This is a genomic window from Streptomyces sp. NPDC006134, from assembly GCF_040628835.1.
Classification (GTDB): Bacteria; Actinomycetota; Actinomycetes; order Streptomycetales; family Streptomycetaceae; genus Streptomyces.
On sequence record NZ_JBEXTV010000022.1, the window covers coordinates 33,504 to 50,486 of the forward strand.

Sequence of the window (16,983 nt, forward strand, 5' to 3'; positions counted from 1 at the left end):
GCGTGCCCAGACTTCCCCACCAGACCATACGTACGACCCGCGGACCACGTTTCCTTCCCGAACGGGGCCCTTTCCTCCTCCCTCGTCGCCCGGCGCCGGGGTGACCACCGGGTATCGCGCAGCCCGGCGCTGACGAGGTACCGCCCGCGGCCGGGCGGCCTCCCCGTTGGACGGAGCCGCGGTCGCCCGCGGCGGAAGGGACGTGCCGAGGGTGTCCGCCCACAGCGGTTGGCGCGTCGACCCGGGCCCCTCTTCGACCGACCGATTCCGCGCCGTTCCGAGGACAGCCCCCGACGCGGCCCGACCCACCCCACCCATCACGAGCAGGCGCTACGCGCACACCCGCCGAACCCGCACATACGCTGCAGGCACCCCCGTCCAGCCGCACAGCCACGCCGCAGGCGCTCCCGCCCAGCCGGCGCAGCGCCCCGCAGGCGCCCCCGCCCAGCCGGCTCAGCGCCCCGCAGGCGCCCCCGCCCAGCCGGCGCAGCACTCCGCCCCGCCGCCGGAGGCCCCGTCACTCCACCACGTCGATCACGTACCGGTTCGTCTCCACCCCCGCCACCGTCACCACCTGCACCTCCACCCGCCCCGGCTCCACATCCGCCGGCACCGGCACGGTCAGCAGCGTGTCCGTGGGGTTGCGGAACCCTCCGGTCACCGGCACCAGCGGCACATGGACGTTCACCGCCCCGATGCGGACCACCATCCGCGACAGGCGATCCGCCCGCTCCGCCCCCGGTGGCACGAAACCCGCCCCCCGGATCTCGATGTCGTCGCCGGTGCGCACGGCCGCGTCCAGGTCACCGACCTCCCGTGCCCGCACGACCGACAGGATCACCGGCCGCCCACCCTCGGCGTACTTCCCGGCCAGGTAGGTCGCCGCCGACACCAGCACCACCACCGCCAGCCCCCACGGCAGGTCCGGCAACCGGTCCGGCCGCCGCACCAGCCGCACCGCCGCGAACGTCAGGGCGACGGCGCTGATCACGACGTACTGGATGTCGGCGAAGGCCCCCCGCCCCGAGTCGTCCGTCAGCAGATCGGCGGCCCGCGGCCGGTCCGCCCGTACCTTCTGCAGTCTCTGCCCCAGCACTCGCAGCGTCACCACCCGCCGCACCAGCACGGCGACCCCGCACACCACCGCCAGCACGGTCACCACTCCGGCTCCCCGGGCAAGAGCGAGACCGGAGACCAACACGTCCCGCTCACCACGCCCCGGAGCCATCGCCAAGCGCCCGGCCAGTACGAGCACCGCGTAGGCGACGAACAGCACCCACGCCGCCGCGACGGCACGCGACGTGGACAGCCGGTTGTCCTCGCCGATCACCGGCGCCAGCGCACCGCCCCACGCCCGGTGGAACCACGACGCCGCTGTCAGCGCACCGGCCACGACCAGCGCCGCGGCCAGCCCGGCGGTGCGCGCCGCCGTCCATCCGGCCTCGATCGCGGTGAGCGCCTGCGCGAGCAGCAGCAGGACGACCGCCGCCCACACCACACCGACCGTCCGGCGCCACAGGCCCGCCAGCCGGACTTCTCCTTCGACCCGGCCGCGCTCGGCGACGAGTTCGGCGGCCTGGGTCAGCTCCTCGGAGATCCACTGCCGGGAGGCCGGGGCCGAGTGCGCCACGGCGGCCGGGAGCCCCCGTCCGGCAGCGAACTCCTCCCGCTTGACGAGCAGGTCGGCCACCGCCCGCCGATGCCCTTCACGAGCCCCGAGCGGACAGTCCCCGCAGGTGCAGCCACCCCCATGAACACCCGCACCCGTGCCGCACCCCGCACCGGCCCCCGCATCGGCCCTCGCACCGCCCGGCCCAGCCTCCCGCACCACCACGCCCGACGCCCGCCTTCCCCACGCCCTTCACACACCGCTGCGCACCCCACGCGGCACACAACTCCCGTGTGCCGAGGACGAATTGTGCACCAGGTCACCCACCCCGCGCCCCGTTCCCGGCCCGCTCTGGCCAGCACGGGTGAGCCATGACCGGCCCCGTTGACCCGAGAACCTGACGCCCTGAGAACCTGACGCCCCGAGAAGCTGGACACCCCGAGAAGCTGGGCACCCCGAGAAGCCGACGCAAAGAAGACAGAAGATGTCGGCTTTCTTCGGCACCCTCACCGTATGGCTGAAAAAAGCTGGAACACCTTCGCCACCGCCGAGCCCGCGCTGGCCGCCACCGTGGAAGCGCGCTTCGGCGCCCACACCCACCACGTCCTCGCGACCCTGCGCAAGGACGGCTCGCCGCGCACCAGCGGGCTGGAGGTGCGCTTCCTGGACGGCGAGCTGTGGCTCGCCATGATGCCGAACTCGCTGAAGGCCCTCGACCTGCGCCGCGATCCGCGCTTCGCGCTGCAGGCGAACCCGGGCGAAGGCACCGGCATGGGCGGCGGCGACGTCAGGATCAGCGGGCGGGCGATCGAGGTCGACGATCCGCAGACGAAGGCCGGGTACGCGAAAGAGGTGGAACCGCCGCAGCCGTTCCACCTCTTCCGCACCGAGCTGACGGAGGTCACGCGGACCTACGTCGAGGACGACACGTACCTCGTCGTCCAGGTCTGGAAGCCCGGTGAGCCCTTGCGCACCGTCAAGCGCACGTAGCAGGGAGGGCTCACTCCCACTCGATCGTCCCCGGCGGCTTCGACGTCACGTCGAGGACGACCCGGTTGACGTCCTTGACCTCGTTGGTGATCCGGGTGGAGATCCGGGCGAGGACGTCGTACGGCAGGCGCGACCAGTCGGCCGTCATGGCGTCCTCGGAGGAGACCGGGCGCAGGACGATCGGGTGGCCGTAGGTCCGGCCGTCGCCCTGGACGCCGACGGAGCGGACGTCCGCGAGCAGGACCACCGGGCACTGCCAGATGTCACGGTCGAGGCCGGCCGCCGTCAGCTCCTCGCGGGCGATGGCGTCGGCCTCGCGGAGCAGGTCCAGCCGCTCCTTGGTGACCTCGCCGACGATCCGGATGCCGAGGCCCGGGCCCGGGAACGGCTGGCGCTGGACGATCTCCTCCGGCAGGCCGAGCTCCTTGCCGACCATCCGGACCTCGTCCTTGAACAGCTTGCGCAGCGGCTCGATCAGCTTGAACTCGAGGTCCTCGGGCAGACCGCCGACGTTGTGGTGGGACTTGATGTTGGCGGTGCCGGTGCCACCGCCGGACTCGACCACGTCGGGGTAGAGGGTGCCCTGGACGAGGAACTCCACCGCCGGGCCCTCGTCCGCGATGATCTCGGCCTGGGCCTGCTCGAAGACCCGGATGAACTCCCGGCCGATGATCTTCCGCTTCTCCTCGGGGTCGGTGACCCCCTTGAGCGCGTCCAGGAACCGCTCGCTCGCGTCCACGACCTTGAGCTGCACGCCGGTCGCGGCGACGAAGTCCTTCTCGACCTGCTCGGTCTCGCCCTTGCGCATCAGGCCGTGGTCGACGTAGACGCAGGTCAGCTGGGAGCCGATGGCCTTCTGGACCAAGGCCGCGGCGACGGCGGAGTCCACACCGCCGGACAGGCCGCAGATGGCGCGCTTGTCGCCGACCAGCTCGCGGATCGCGGCGACCTGCTCCTCGATGACGTTGCCGGTGGTCCAGTTCGGCCGGAGGCCGGCGCCCCGGTACAGGAAGTGCTCCAGCACCTGCTGCCCGTGCGTGGAGTGCATCACCTCGGGGTGGTACTGGACGCCGTAGAGCTTCTTCTCGTCGTTCTCGAACGCGGCGACCGGGACGACGTCCGTGGAGGCGGTGACGGCGAAGCCCTCGGGGGCGGCGGAGCAGGCGTCGCCGTGCGACATCCACACGGCCTGCTCCTCCGGGGTGCCCTCGAAGAGCGTGGAGGACGACTTCGCCACGTGCAGGTCGGTCCGGCCGTACTCGCGGGCGCCGGTGTTGTCGACCTGGCCGCCCAGCGACTGCGCCATCAGCTGGAAGCCGTAGCACATGCCGAAGACGGGGACACCGGCCTCGAACAGGGAGCGGTCGACGGTGGGGGCGCCCGGCTCGTAGACGGACGAGGGGCCACCGGAGAGGATGATGGCCGCCGGGTTCTTGGCGAGCATCTCCTCGACCGGCATGGTGCTCGGCACGATCTCGCTGTAGACCCGGGCCTCGCGGACGCGACGGGCGATGAGCTGGGCGTACTGCGCGCCGAAGTCGACGACCAGAACGGTGTCGGGAGCGGCGCTGGCAGCGGGAGTCGCTGATGACACAGGGTGCCTTCCGGCGGTTTGGGCGGGGGTCTTCATCACCAATTCTAACGGGGTGGGCGCAGGAGACCTTCCCGTCACCCGCGTCTCACCATGCGGCCCCCGTTGGACTCCCCCGCGGCACACGGCATACTGGCCGCATGCTCACGCACCAGACCTTCGTCTTTACCTATGGCATCCGGCCCGCCGGCTGCCATGGTCGTGCTGCTTGAGCAACTGACAAGCGACTTCCCAGGCGCCCCGGGCCGACAAGGCCCGGGGCGCCTGTCGTTCTCCGGGTCCTGTCGCTCCGGGGCGGCCCCACCCCTCGACGAGGAGCCGACATGACGACCGTCACCACCACAGCCCCGACCCCGACCGCCACCACCACAGCCCCGGCCCCGACCGTCACCACCACAGCCCCGGCCCCGACCGTCACCACCACAGCCGCGCCCCCGACCGCGACCCCCGCCACGGCCCCCGCGGAGCCCCCCGCCGCGACCGCCGAGAACCGGACCGCGGGCCGGACCGCGGGCCGGACCGCAGACGGCGCCGCAGACGGCACCGCCGACCGCACCGCCGACCGCACCGGCGCCCGCACCCCCGAGGCCGCCGACGTGATCGCCGGTGCCCGTGAGCGCATCGACGCCCTCGACGACCGGATCATCGGCCTGGTCCAGGAGCGGATGGCGGTCTCCGCCGTCATCCAGGAGGCCCGGATCACCTCCGGCGGCCGGCGGGTGAACCTCTCCCGCGAGATGGAGGTCCTCGGCCACTACCGGGACGCGCTGGGCAAGCCGGGCACGGCCCTCGCGATGACGCTGCTGGAGCTGTGCCGCGGTCGCATCTGAGTTCGGGACCGTTCTCACCCGTACGGCGCGTGACCGCGGCCGGAGCCGTTTCGTTGGTCCGGGTGTCCGTGCCAGCCAGGGGCGGGCCCGAGTAGAACCACGCGTGGCTCACTGGAGCGATGAGACGCACGGATCGTGCTGTGCGTCGTGGGACCTCGCTCCAGGAAGGTGACCGGACGGCAGGGGACAGCAGCCCGGTCACCCAAGAGAACGGCCGGCCCCGGGGACGCCCGGGGCCGGCCGGCGGAAAACGTCCAGGACCGTACCGAACGGCCGCGCCGGAACCGGCCACCGTCCGTGCGCCGAGCCGGCGCCGCAGCAGCGGTCCGAACACCCAGGACAAGAACACGCAGGACAAGCGGCGCACCCCCCGGCGCCGCTCCCGGGGCACCGGCGCCGCCCTGACGCCGGTGCCGACCGATGAAGGGCCCCGCGACTCCGCCCCGCGGGGCCCTTCCCCTTGCCCACATCTCCTCCACTCCCCCACCTGGTGACGCAGGTCACATAAAAATTGTGTGAGTGCGGGGACAACCCTTCACCGGCCTCGCCGATCAAACCTGCTGACTCAAGGGCCACACCGCGCCCCACGCGCGGAGGCCTCCCTCAGCTCTCGTACTGCGACGCCGCAGTGCGCCCGACTTCCCGAGGTCTTCATGAAGCTTCGTCGCGCCATGGCAGCAGCCGCCGCCACGGCAGTGATAGCCCCGGTGGCGCTGCTCGCTGCACCGGCTGCGTACGCCACCGGGGACACGCCGTCCGCCTCGCCGAGCGCCGGCACGAGCGAGTCGTCGGCGCCGTCCGGCGACACCAGCACGTCCCCGGCCCCGTCGGAGTCGGCGAGCGAGAGCACGTCCACGCCGAGCGACACCCCGACCTCGCCGTCCCCGTCGGGGTCGGCGAGCGAGAGCACGCCCGCGCCCAGCGGCTCCGCCACCGAGTCCACCCCGGCTCCGTCCACCTCCGCGCCCGAGGAGACCGAGACCCCCGAGCCCGAGCCCTCCATCTGTGAGGACTCCAAGGTCGACGTCAACATGACGGGCCTGCCCGGCAAGATCGCGGCGGGCAGCGGCTGGCACAAGTTCTCGCTGAACGTCTTCAACAACTCCGACTCCGACCTGGAGGACCTGGACTACTTCGCGGGCGCTTCCCCGGACGAGTTCGGTGAGGAGCTGTTCTCCAGCAAGCAGGTCCAGCTGCAGGCCTGGGACCCCGAGGCCGAGATCTGGCAGGACCTCAACGAGGGCGGCGAAGCCGTCGGTTACGTGGGCTACACCCCCACGCTCGAGGCCGGCTACGAGGTCGACATCCCGATGCGCCTCAACGTGACGTCCAAGGCCCCGGTCGGCGCCGGCTTCACGCTCGGCGCGACCATCTACGGCGACACCGACGGCCAGTGCACCGGCTTCGGCGACGTCGCCTACAAGTTCCAGATCGTGGCCGCGGGCACGAACACCGAGGGCACCAAGCCGACCGAGGGCGGCAGGGCTCCGGTCGCGCCGAACAAGCCCGCCGGCACCACCGCCCCCAACGCGCCCAAGGTCACCGGCACCCTCGCCGAGACCGGCTCCAGCTCGGCTCTGCCGATGATCGGCCTCGTCGGCGGTATCGCCGTCGTCGCCGGTGCCGGTGCCGTGTTCGTGGTGCGGCGGCGCAAGACGGGTGCCGAGGCGTAAGGCCCGGCGTCGAGGCGTAAGACCCGTTGCCAGGGCTCGCCCTGGCCCGGCATGACCGGAGGACCTGCGCTCGGAGGGGGGCGCAGGTCCTTCGTCGTACCGGACACCGGGACGGCCGTCCGCCGCCGGGACGGCCGCCTACTTCTTCGGCGGCACCGCCGGGATGCCGAGGAACGGCAGCCGCAGCGCCCCGAATGCGCCCGCCGGGACCGCCGGGGACTTCGGCTCGACCGGGTTCACACGCTCGTACGCCGCGCCCTGCGCCGGGCGGGGGTCGGGCTCGCCCTTGTTGGGCCAGTACGCCATCGCCCGCTCCGCCTGGGCCGTGATGGTCAGGGACGGGTTCACGCCCAGGTTCGCGGAGACGGCCGCGCCGTCGACGACCGAGATGCCGGGGTGGCCGTACAGGCGGTGGTAGGGGTCGATCACGCCGGTCTCGCGGGAGGCGCCGATCGGGCAGCCGCCGAGGAAGTGGGCGGTGAGCGGGGTGCCCATCAGCTCGCCGATGTTGGAGCCCGGGAAGCCGTTGATCTCGGCGGCGAGGGCCGAGGCGCCCTCGGTCGCGGCCTTGATCTGCTTGGGGTTGGGCGAGCCGTGGCCCTGCCGGGCGGTGAGCAGTCCCTTGCCGACGCCCGCCGGTTTCAGATACGTCGTCAGGGAGTTGTCCAGCGACTGCATCACCAGGCCGATGATGGTCCGCTCCGACCAGCGGCGGTTGGACAGCGACCGCAGGACCTGCACCGGATGCTTGGCCGCACGGCCGAGGAAGCCCAGGACACGGGTGCGGTCCTTGCCGTCGGCCGCGTAGGGGACCTGGAGGATGGACAGGCTGCCCATCGAGTTGGAGCCCTTGCCGTAGCGGACCGGCTCGATGTGGGTGTTCTCGTCCGGGTGGATGGAGGACGTGATGGCGACCCCGCGGGTGAAGTCGGCCTTCGGCTCGCCGGTGGCCTTCCGGTAGCGCCGGTCGTCGGTCAGGGCGCCGACCAGGGCCTCGGAGTTGGTGCGGGTCAGTTCGCCCAGCCGGTCGGATATGTGCGGCAGCAGGCCGGTCGCCTTCATGCGGTGCAGGAGGGTCTGGGTGCCGTAGGTGCCGGCGGCGAGGACGACCCGGCGGGCCCGGAACACCCGGCCTCCGGCGCCCTTCCTCCTGCGGTCGGTGGGGAGCGTGGCGACCGCGTAGCCGCCGCGGGAGTCGCCCGTGACGGACACGACCGTCGTCATGGGGTGGACGACCGCGCCCGCCTTCTCGGCGAGGTAGAGGTAGTTTTCGTTCAGGGTGTTCTTCGCGCCGTGCCGGCAGCCGGTCATGCACGAGCCGCACTCGCTGCACGCCCGGCGGGCCGGTCCCGCCCCGCCGAAGTACGGGTCGGGCACCTGCTGTCCGGGCCTGGCCCTCACCGTGCCGTCGGCGTCCTCGCCGTCGCCGAAGAAGACGCCGACCGGCGCCAGGTGGAAGGTGTCACCGACGCCCATCCGCTCGGCGGCGGCCTTCAGGTGCACGTCGGACGGGGTCATCGTCGGGTTGAGGCGGACGCCGAGCATGCGCCGCGCCTGGTCGTAGTACGGCTTCAGCTCCTCCTCCCAGTCGGTGATGTCCCGCCACTGGGGGTCCTCGAAGAAGGGCTTCGGAGGGACGTAGAGGGTATTGGCGTAGTTGAGGGAGCCGCCGCCCACGCCCGCGCCCGCCAGGACCATGACGTTCCCGAGCAGGTGGATGCGCTGGAGGCCGTACATGCCGAGCCTGGGGGCCCACAGGTAGTTCTTCAGGTCCCAGGAGGTCTTCGGCAGGGTGGCGGGGGTGAAGCGGCGGCCCGCCTCCAGCACGCCGACGCGGTAGCCCTTCTCGGTGAGGCGGAGCGCCGAGACCGAGCCGCCGAAGCCGGAGCCGACGACGATGACGTCGTAGTCGTACCCGTCGTGGTCGTCGTGAGCGTCGTACCCGCCGTCGTGCGCTTCGTGCGCGTCGTGCCCGTCGTGCGCGTCGTGCGCTTCGTGCGCGTCGTGCGCCTCGTCCGCCTCGTGCGCCTCGTGCCCGTCGTGCGCATCGTGGGCGTCGTGGGCGTCGTGCGCGTCGTGGGCGTCGTGGGCGTCGTCGGGCCGGCTGTCGTCCTGGTGGTGCGCGGAGTTCTCCTGTGACACGTGCTCTCCTCGTCGAGAACGGTTCGGGGACGGCGCGCGCCGTGTCCGCGCCGGTCGGCTCCCGGCGGAAGCCGAGCGGCTCCTAGCGGAAGCGGAACGCCTTCATCAGGCGCAGGCTCCGGCTCATGAACGCCGCGTACTGCTCGTCGTCCATGCCGAGCGAGGGGGCCATCGGCAGCAGCCGCTGGTGGGCGACCGTCTGGGCCTCGGTGTACTTGAGGATGCCGTCGGAGCCGTGCCGGCGGCCGAGACCGGAGTCCTTCATGCCGCCCATCGGCGACTGGGCGCTGCCGTAGGCGGGCGCGTAGCCCTCGTTGATGTTGACGGTGCCGGTGCGCAGGCGGGCGGCGATCTCCCGGCCGCGGCGGGCGTCGGTGGTCCACACGGAGGAGTTCAGGCCGTAGGGCGTGGAGTTGGCGCGCTCGACCGCCTCCTCCTCGGTGGTGAAGCGGTAGACCGACACGACCGGGCCGAAGGTCTCCTCGGCGCACACGGCCATGGGTTCGGTGACGCCGTCGAGGATGGTCGGCTCGTAGAAGTAGGGGCCGATGTCCGGGCGGGCGGTCCCGCCGGTGACGACCGTCGCGCCCTTGGCCACGGCGTCCGCGACGTGCCGTTCGACGGCTTCCAGCTGGCGGGCGCCGGCCAGCGACCCCATGTCGGCGCCGTAGGCCAGCGCGCCGCCCAGCCGCATCGCGCGCGTGCGCGCGGCGAAGCGCTCCAGGAAGGCGTCCGCGACCGACGCGTGGACGTACAGGCGCTCGATGGAGATGCAGAGCTGCCCGGCGGAGGAGAAGCAGGCGCGGACGGCGCCCGCCGCCGCCTTCTCGATGTCGGCGTCCTCCAGGACCAGCATGGCGTTCTTGCCGCCGAGTTCGAGGGAGACGCCGACCAGGCGGGCGGCGGCGCGCTCGGCGACCTCGCGGCCGGTGCGGGTGGAGCCGGTGAAGGAGACGTAGTCGGCGTGGCGGACGACCTCGGGGCCGATCACCGGGCCGTCGCCGAGGACGACCTGGAAGACCTCGGCGGGCAGTCCGGCCTCGATGAGCAGGTCACGGGCCCACAGCGCGGTCAGGCAGGTCTCCGTGTCCGGCTTCATCACCACCGCGTTGCCCGCGACGAAGGCCGGCAGCGCGTCGCCGACGGACAGCTCCAGGGGGTAGTTCCAGGGGGCGATCTGGCCGACGACCCCGCGCGGGTGGCGCAGTTCGGTGACCTTGGTCAGGCCCGGTACGGCGCCGGCGTGCCGCCTCGGCCGCAGGTAGGCGGCGGCCCGGCGACCGTAGTGCCGGGCGGCGACGGCGACGGCCTGCACCTCCTCGTGGGCGTGCAGACGGGCCTTGCCGGTCTCCAGCTGGATCAGGTCGAGCACCTCGGCCTGGCGCTCCAGCACCAGGTCGTGGAAGCGCAGCAGGACGGCCGCGCGCTGCCGTACGGGGGTCTGCGCCCAGACGGACTGGGCGGCGCGGGCCAGTTCGTACGCCCGGGCCACGTCCTCGGGCGTCGACTCGGGCAGGTCGGCCAGCTTCTCGCCGGTGAGCGGGGTGTGGTTGGCGGTGCGTCCGGAGCCGGTGACGCCCTTGGTGAGCTGGGCGACCAGCTCGGGGGTGACCACGTCGGCGGCGGTGCGGGCGCCCGCCGGGGCGGGGGCGAGGGGATTGGTGCCGGTCTTCTCCGGGGCCTGCGCGTCGGTCATGAGCCGCAGGGTATGCGGCGGGGAACGGTTTGTGTACCCGTCGGTAACGGGGATTCACGGAGCGCTCACACTCCGCCAGCGTTCGCTGGCAAAAACGCGCTGATCAGGTCGTCGGCGGTCCCTTTCGGCCGGTCACGCGCCGCTGTCCGGGGGCGCGAGCGCCGTCTCGCCGCCCTCACCGCCTTCACCGTCCTCGCCGTCTCGCCGCCCTCGCCGCCTCCCTCCTGCCCCCTACCCCCTGCCCTCTGCCCCCTGCCTCCCTGTCGCGCGGGACGCCGGGGTGCGTCTCCTCCTACTCGTACGCGTCCGCCCCCGGCGACACGGTCACCGTGACCGTCGACGTGGAGACGGTCGGAGCCGGAACCGGAACCGGAGCCGAGGACGAGCCCTCGGGCCGGGGCGCGGACGAGGCCGAGGGCCGGTTCGCGGACGGGTCCGGGGACCGGTTCGCCGACCGGGCCGGGGGCAGGGGAGCCGGCGGCACCGCGGACGGGGGTGCCGACGAGGTCGGCGGTCCGGCCGACGGAGTCCGCGGGGCGGGGCTGGTCGGCGTACCGTCCCCGGCGCCTTCCCGGTCGGCGAGCAGCGCCGCCGCCGAGATCCCCGCGCCCGCGGTGGCGGCCACCAGCAACGCCGCCATGAGCGCGCTCCGGGCCGAGCGGCGCGGGTCCGCGGTGCCGGCGGGCGGCACCGCACGGCCGGTCTCCAGGAAGGCCCGCAGCATCCCCTCCGCCCGCGCCGCGTCCAGCCGCCGGTCCGGGTCGCGTTCGAGCAGGCCCTGGACGACGGGGAGGAGGGGCCCGGCCTGCGCCGGCGGCCGGATCTCCGCGGAGACGACGGCGTGCAGGACGCCGCCCAGCGAGTCGCGGTGGAACGGGGAGGTGCCGCTGAGGGCCGCGCACAGCAGCGCGCCCAGCGACCACAGGTCGGACTCGGGCCCGGTCCGGACGCCGGACATCCGCTCGGGGGCGGTGTACTCGGGCGAGCCGACCAGCGTGCCGTTCTCGGTGAGCGTGCTGGTGCCCGCGACGTGGGCGACGCCGAAGTCGGTGAGGACGACCCGGCCGTCCTCGGCGATCAGCACGTTGGAGGGCTTCACGTCACGGTGCAGCACCCCGGCCGCGTGCGCGGTGCGCAGGGCGCCGAGCAGGGCGACGCCGATGCGGGCCGCCTCCCGCACGTCGACCGGGCCGTGCGCGGCGACGCGGTCGGCGAGCGAACCCCCGTCGACCAGTTCCATGACGATGTAGGGCCGCTGGTCGTGCTCGACGACGTCGTGGACGACGATGACGTTCGGGTGGCTCAGCTGGGCGACCGCGCGGGCCTCCCGCAGGGTGCGCTCGCGCCGGCGCCGGGCCTGGGCCGCGGAGAGGGTGTCGTCGAAGGGGAGTTCCTTGACGGCGACCTGTCGTCCGAGCAGCTGGTCGGTGGCCCGCCACACGACGCCCATGCCACCGCGCCCGAGCCGGTCCTGAAGCCGGTAACGGCCCGCGATGAGACGCCCGCTCTCCCGCTCGGTCACCATGCGGCCATGATGCCCCACCGGACGCAACGGCTCCGGGACACTGGAGCAAGGGTGGCCGACAACCGACGGCCACCGGTGGTCAGGCGGTCTTCTCCCGCCAGCTCTGCAGCACCGTCCGGAACCGCCGGAGCGTGGCCGCCCGGTCCTCGGCCGGCGAGGACATGTAGAGGGCGTACTCGACGCCGTCCCGGGACAGGTACGTCTCCTCGACGGCGCAGCGCGGTCCCGGGAAGGAGGTGTCCTTGGCCAGGGCGGTCCACGTGTACTCCCACCGGGAGGCGGCGCGGTCGCGGTAGAGGCCCTTCTCCAGGGTGACGCGGCGGTAGTCGACCAGCCGCTGGAGCTGCTGCTCCAGGTCGAGCTGGTGGTCGTACGGGGTGTCGAAGTCGGGCGAGGTGTCGACGGCGATGCGCAGGAAGTGGTCGCCGCCGTCGGGGGTGTAGTCGATCTGCGTCAGACCGCCGTCGGTGACGAATTCCTTCCGCTCCCAGCCCCGGGGGAGGGAGAGGCTGAAACCCGCCGGGTCGTCATGGCGGACCCAGCCGGCCGGAACGGCTCCTCCCGGTTCCGGGGCGGTCGTGGGTGTGATGACCGGAGCGGCGGACGCGCCGGTGTGCGGGCGCTCGCCCGCGACCTCCTCGTGCAGCAGCACGGCCGTACCGCCGCCGGCGAGCGCGGCGAGGACGGCCACGAGGACGAGGGTGCGCCGACGGCGCCGGGGGCGGGCGGGAGCGGTGACGGCCGTCGGTTGCACGGGGGTCGCCGTCAGGCCGGTCCCCGCCGAGCCGGTCCCCGTCGGACCGACCGCCGCCGGACCGACCGCCGCCGGACCGACCGCCGCCGCGTACGGCGTCGCATACGGCGTCGCGGCTGCGGTCGCGGCCGTCCCCGGCCCCGGATGCCCCGGCCCCGGATACCGGTCCGTACCGGCGTGTCCGCCCCCTCGGCCACCGTCACCCGCGGTGCCCACTGCGCCCGTTGCACCCGCTGTGTCCGTTGCGCCCGCTGCTCCCCCGCCGTCCGCGCCCCTTCCGGGACCCACCCGGCCGTCACGGGCGTACGGCCGTCCGCCGCGGTCCCCGTACCGCTCCGTCGCCACGTACGCCTGCGCGGCGTCCGGCCGCCGTCCCTCCGCCGCCTCCGCCAGCATCTGTTCCGCCGCCTCGGCGCCGGGACGCAGGGCCGGATCCTTGCGGAGCAGCGCACTGATGACGGGCGCGAGCGAACCGGCGTACCGCGGCGCGTCGGCCTCCTCCTGGACCACCGCCTGCATGGTGGACAGCGGCGAGGCCCGGCGGAACGGCGATCTGCCCTCCACCGCCGTGTACAGCGTCGCGCCGAGCGCCCACAGGTCGGAGGCGGGCCCGGGATCGTGGCCGCGGATCCGCTCGGGCGCCAGGTAGTCGACCGAGCCGACGACCTCCCCGGTGCGGGTGATGGTGCTGTCGCCCTCGATCTGCGCGATGCCGAAGTCGGTGAGCAGGACGCGCCCGTCGTGGCCGAGGAGTACGTTGCCGGGCTTGATGTCGCGGTGCAGCACCCCGGCGGCGTGCGCGGCGCGCAGGGCGCGCAGCACCCACAGGCCGATCCGGGCCGCCTCCCGCGGCTCGACGCGGCCCTCCTCCTTGACCGCGTCGGCGAGCGAGCGGCCCTCGACGAGTTCCATCACGATCCACGGCCGGCCGTCGTGTTCGAGTACGTCGTGCACGGTGACGACGGCGGAGTGGTTGATCCGCGCGGCTGCGCGCGCCTCGGCCCGGGTCCGCGCCAGCAGCACCGCCTGGTCGCTGTCGGACACGTAGAGCGCGGCGGTCAGCTCCTTGATCGCCACGGTCCGGTGCAGCACCTCGTCGTGGGCGCGCCACACGCGGCCCATGCCGCCGCGGCCGATGGAGTCGCCGAGCCGGTAGCGGCCCGCCAGGAGCCGCCCCTGTATCTGATTCACGTTGCCCCGCAATGGTCTTGACAGGGGCAGCGTAAGGACCGGCCCACGTACGGGGAACCGGCGGGGTGCTCTCAAGACCGCACTGTGACAGTTGTCGCTTCCGGAGACGGTGGTGAACCGGTCCGCCGATTACGCCCTCTGAACGCTCGTCAGCCCGGGTACGCGTACGTCGCCGCGGCCTGCTCGTACAGCCGTGTCACCTCGTCCCGCTCGGCCTCCGGGCCGCGTACCTGCACCACGTGGTACCGCCCGTCGATCAGCAGGGCGAGGTTGCGCACGTACAGCTCGCGGCCCTGGGCGTCGGTCCAGGTGAACTGCCCCTCGGCCATGGTCCGTCCGCCCACCTCGATGCGCTTCAGCCCGGTGGAGGTGGCCCAGCTGGAGTCGCGGTAAGGCTGCAACTCGCGTTCGCTGTCGCGCTGGTAGGCCATCGGGTCGCTGCCGTAGTCCCGCGCGCTGTCCCGGCCCGGTACGACGAGCAGCTCGAAGTCGCCGCGGGAGTACACGACCTGGCCGGGGCCGCCTGCGGGTGCGCGGTTCCAGCCGTCGGCGACGGCGACGCGGAAGCCCTCCGGGTCCTTGCGCAGGGTGAAGCCGTCGGCGGCCTTCGGGCCGGTGGTCTGCGCCTCGGTGGACGCCGCCGACTCCACGGGGCCGTCGCCGCGCCCGGAGCCCTCCCGGCCGGACGGCGGCTCGCCGCTCGCGTCCGGGGACGGCGGGGGCGCCTGGCTCGCCTCGCCGGCGGCACCGGTGCGGTCCCGCGCCGGTCCGGCGCCGTCCGTGCCGGCCTTGGGCATGAACAGCATCGCGTAGGCGATCGCCGCGGCCATGCCGAGCAGGACCAGCACCAGCAGGAGGCGGCCGAGGCTGCGCGGGGAACGGGACTCCTCCCTGGCCCGCTTGTGCCGCCCGTGGTGCGCGGGCAGCCCGGCCCGCCGCCGGCGCACCAGCTCGCCCCGGCGGCGTACGACGGGCAGCCGGCCGGTGTCGGCGGGCGGGGCGGCGACGATGTGCAGCCCGGCGTCCGGCTCGGGCGCGGAACGCACCAGCGAGCGGAGCCAGCCGCTCAGTTCCTCGAAGTCGATGCGTTCGGTGGGGTCCTGGCGCAGCAGCGACTCCACGACCGGCCGGAGCGCCCCGCACTCCTCGGCGAACGCCGGCGGCTCCGCGCACACCATCTGCACCAGCTCGGCGGTGGACTCCTCCGGATAGGGCGCGTGCCCCTGCACGGCCCGGAAGAGCAGGGCGCCCAGTGCCCACAGGTCGGTGGCGGGGCCGATGGGCGGCGCCAGCCGCCAGTTCTCGTGCACGGGCCCGGCCTGCTCGGGGGCCCAGCGCTCGGTGACGGGGCCGACCACCGCCATCCGCGTCTGCCGGGCCCGCTCGGCCGCGAGCGCGGTGGCGGGGCCGCGGCGCGCGGGGGCCGCGGCGGCGGGGCCGTCCCAGCCGCCGGGGTGCGGGGCGGCGGGACGGTCGGCGGGGGCCTGCCCACCGCCCGTCGTACGGGGTGCGGCGCCGTGCCAGGAGCTCGTCCCGACGCCGTAGGGGTCGGTTATCCGGCCCGGCGCGGAACCGGCCTCGGGGGCGGTCCCGGGGGCGGGGCGGGCGCCGGGGACCGGCTGGGCCGCGCCGTTGGCGTACGACGCCGGACGCGCGCCCGGCAGAGGGCTCGCGCCGGACGCGGGGTGCGGGTCACGCGCGAGGTGCGGGCCGGACCCGGGGAGCCCGTCGGGGGCCGGGCGGGCGCCGGGCAGGGCCGCCCGGCCGTTCTGCGCCTCCTGGACCCGGGCCGCCGCGCGCGCCCCGGCGCGGTAGGCGGCGATCGCCCCGGCCCGGGCAGCCCGGACGTCCCCACTGGTGCCCGACGGGCCGGGCACCTGCCCGGCGGGGCCCCCGTGGGCCCGCTCCGCGCCGGGAACCGGCGCCCCTCCGGCGGCCCGCGCCCGGATGGCGGCCCGACGGGCGGCCTCGGGATCGGCGGGCGCGCCACCGGTGCCGCCGGGAACACCCGGACCACCGGGACCACCAAAAGCACCAAGGCCACCGGGACCATCAGGCCCACCGGAACCATCAGGCCCACCGGAACCACCAAAGCCACCGGGACCATCAGACCCACCGGAACCACCAAAGCCACCAGCGCCACCGAGGCCGACAGACCCCCCGGCCCCACCGACGGCACCCCCGTCTCCGGGCCCCTCGCCTCCGGACCCTTCGCCCGCCTCCCCCTCCGGCACGGGAACCGGGTCATACCCGCACAGCGCCTCCTCCGCCGCGCCGACCGCGAGACCGGTCAGCATCACCCGGCCGTCGTCGCAGACGAGCACCGTACGGGCGGTGATGTTGCGGTGCACCCAGCCGTGGCCGTGCAGGACCCGCAGCGCCATGAGGACGTCGGAGGCGACCTCGGCCGCCCGGTACGGCGTCAGCGGCTGCTCGGCGAGGAGCGCCGCCAGCGGCCGGGCGGCGACGAGTTCGCTGACGACCCACAGCGAGCCGTCCTCGGCGAACACGTCGAAGACCTGGTCGAGCCGCGGATGGTCGGGGATGCGGGCCGCGGCCTGCGCGGCCTCGACGGCGCGCCGCACCAGGGGATCGGCGGGGCGCCGCGGACCGCCCCGCCCGGCGGGCGGCCGGCCGCCGGGGCGCCGCGCGCCGCCGTCCCGGGCCGTGAAGCCGTCGGGGAGCCCCTCGGCGTCGAGCACCTCCGCCTCGACGACCTCCGGCAACGGCACCTGCCGGATGAGGACTTCCTGCCCGCTGTAGGTGTCGAAGGCGCGGGTCTCGGTGAGTTCGTACTCGTCGGACGGCGGCAGCGGCAGGCGATAGCGGTCGGCGAGCACTCGGCCCGCGTAGTCGTCCACGTTGCCTCCCCCGGCAGCCCGGTCGGTCGATTCCGTTCGCCCCGCGGCCCGTTGACGGCTGCGTACGGTCCGCAAGCACTCACGATACGTGCCGGAGGCAACCCGCAAAGAGAGGATGCCG

General features: G+C 74.2%; 10 protein-coding genes. 3 read left to right on the forward strand and 7 right to left on the reverse strand.

The window, feature by feature from the left end; translation table 11 throughout:
* Window positions 1-517: 517 nt before the first annotated feature.
* Complete coding sequence (locus ABZ340_RS16645) at window positions 518-1,834, reverse strand: hypothetical protein (protein WP_358782503.1); 1,317 nt, start codon at window positions 1,832-1,834, stop codon at window positions 518-520.
* Window positions 1,835-2,122: 288 nt separating this feature from the next.
* Here ABZ340_RS16645 and ABZ340_RS16650 point away from each other — a divergent pair, with 288 nt between their 5' ends.
* Window positions 2,123-2,599 (forward strand): pyridoxamine 5'-phosphate oxidase family protein, encoded by a 477-nt coding sequence (locus ABZ340_RS16650; protein ID WP_358782504.1) that lies wholly within the window; start codon window positions 2,123-2,125, stop codon window positions 2,597-2,599.
* A 10-nt stretch (window positions 2,600-2,609) separates the two neighbouring features.
* Here the strand turns inward: ABZ340_RS16650 and guaA are convergent, their stop codons facing one another.
* Window positions 2,610-4,193 carry a glutamine-hydrolyzing GMP synthase gene (gene guaA / locus ABZ340_RS16655; RefSeq protein ID WP_358782505.1) on the reverse strand — a complete coding sequence of 528 codons (1,584 nt, stop codon included), beginning with the start codon at window positions 4,191-4,193 and terminating at the stop codon, window positions 2,610-2,612.
* A 320-nt stretch (window positions 4,194-4,513) separates the two neighbouring features.
* On the opposite strand from guaA, the gene ABZ340_RS16660 reads away from it, so the two are divergent.
* Together ABZ340_RS16660 and ABZ340_RS16665 are read left to right on the forward strand one after the other, a co-directional pair.
* Complete coding sequence (locus ABZ340_RS16660) at window positions 4,514-5,020, forward strand: chorismate mutase (protein WP_358782506.1); 507 nt, start codon at window positions 4,514-4,516, stop codon at window positions 5,018-5,020.
* A gap of 671 nt (window positions 5,021-5,691) precedes the next feature.
* Window positions 5,692-6,693: an LAETG motif-containing sortase-dependent surface protein gene (locus ABZ340_RS16665; RefSeq protein ID WP_358782507.1), complete on the forward strand. Its 1,002-nt coding sequence runs from the start codon at window positions 5,692-5,694 to the stop codon at window positions 6,691-6,693.
* Between the two features lie 138 nt (window positions 6,694-6,831).
* On the opposite strand, the gene ABZ340_RS16670 is transcribed toward ABZ340_RS16665, so the two are convergent.
* The 5 genes from ABZ340_RS16670 to ABZ340_RS16690 form a co-directional block, all read right to left on the reverse strand.
* Window positions 6,832-8,592, reverse strand: a complete 1,761-nt coding sequence (locus ABZ340_RS16670) for a GMC family oxidoreductase (protein ID WP_358782563.1) — start codon at window positions 8,590-8,592, stop codon at window positions 6,832-6,834.
* 325 nt (window positions 8,593-8,917) lie between these two features.
* Entirely contained in the window at window positions 8,918-10,531 is a 1,614-nt protein-coding gene (locus ABZ340_RS16675; protein WP_358782508.1) for a succinic semialdehyde dehydrogenase, read from the reverse strand.
* A 292-nt stretch (window positions 10,532-10,823) separates the two neighbouring features.
* Complete coding sequence (locus ABZ340_RS16680) at window positions 10,824-12,056, reverse strand: serine/threonine-protein kinase (protein ID WP_358782509.1); 1,233 nt, start codon at window positions 12,054-12,056, stop codon at window positions 10,824-10,826.
* 79 nt (window positions 12,057-12,135) lie between these two features.
* A complete protein-coding gene (locus tag ABZ340_RS16685) occupies window positions 12,136-13,992 on the reverse strand; it encodes a serine/threonine-protein kinase (RefSeq protein WP_358782564.1) in 1,857 nt (618 codons plus the stop codon).
* Between the two features lie 158 nt (window positions 13,993-14,150).
* Window positions 14,151-16,862, reverse strand: coding sequence for a protein kinase (locus ABZ340_RS16690; RefSeq protein WP_358782510.1), 2,712 nt, complete (start codon window positions 16,860-16,862; stop codon window positions 14,151-14,153).
* Window positions 16,863-16,983 lie beyond the last annotated feature (121 nt).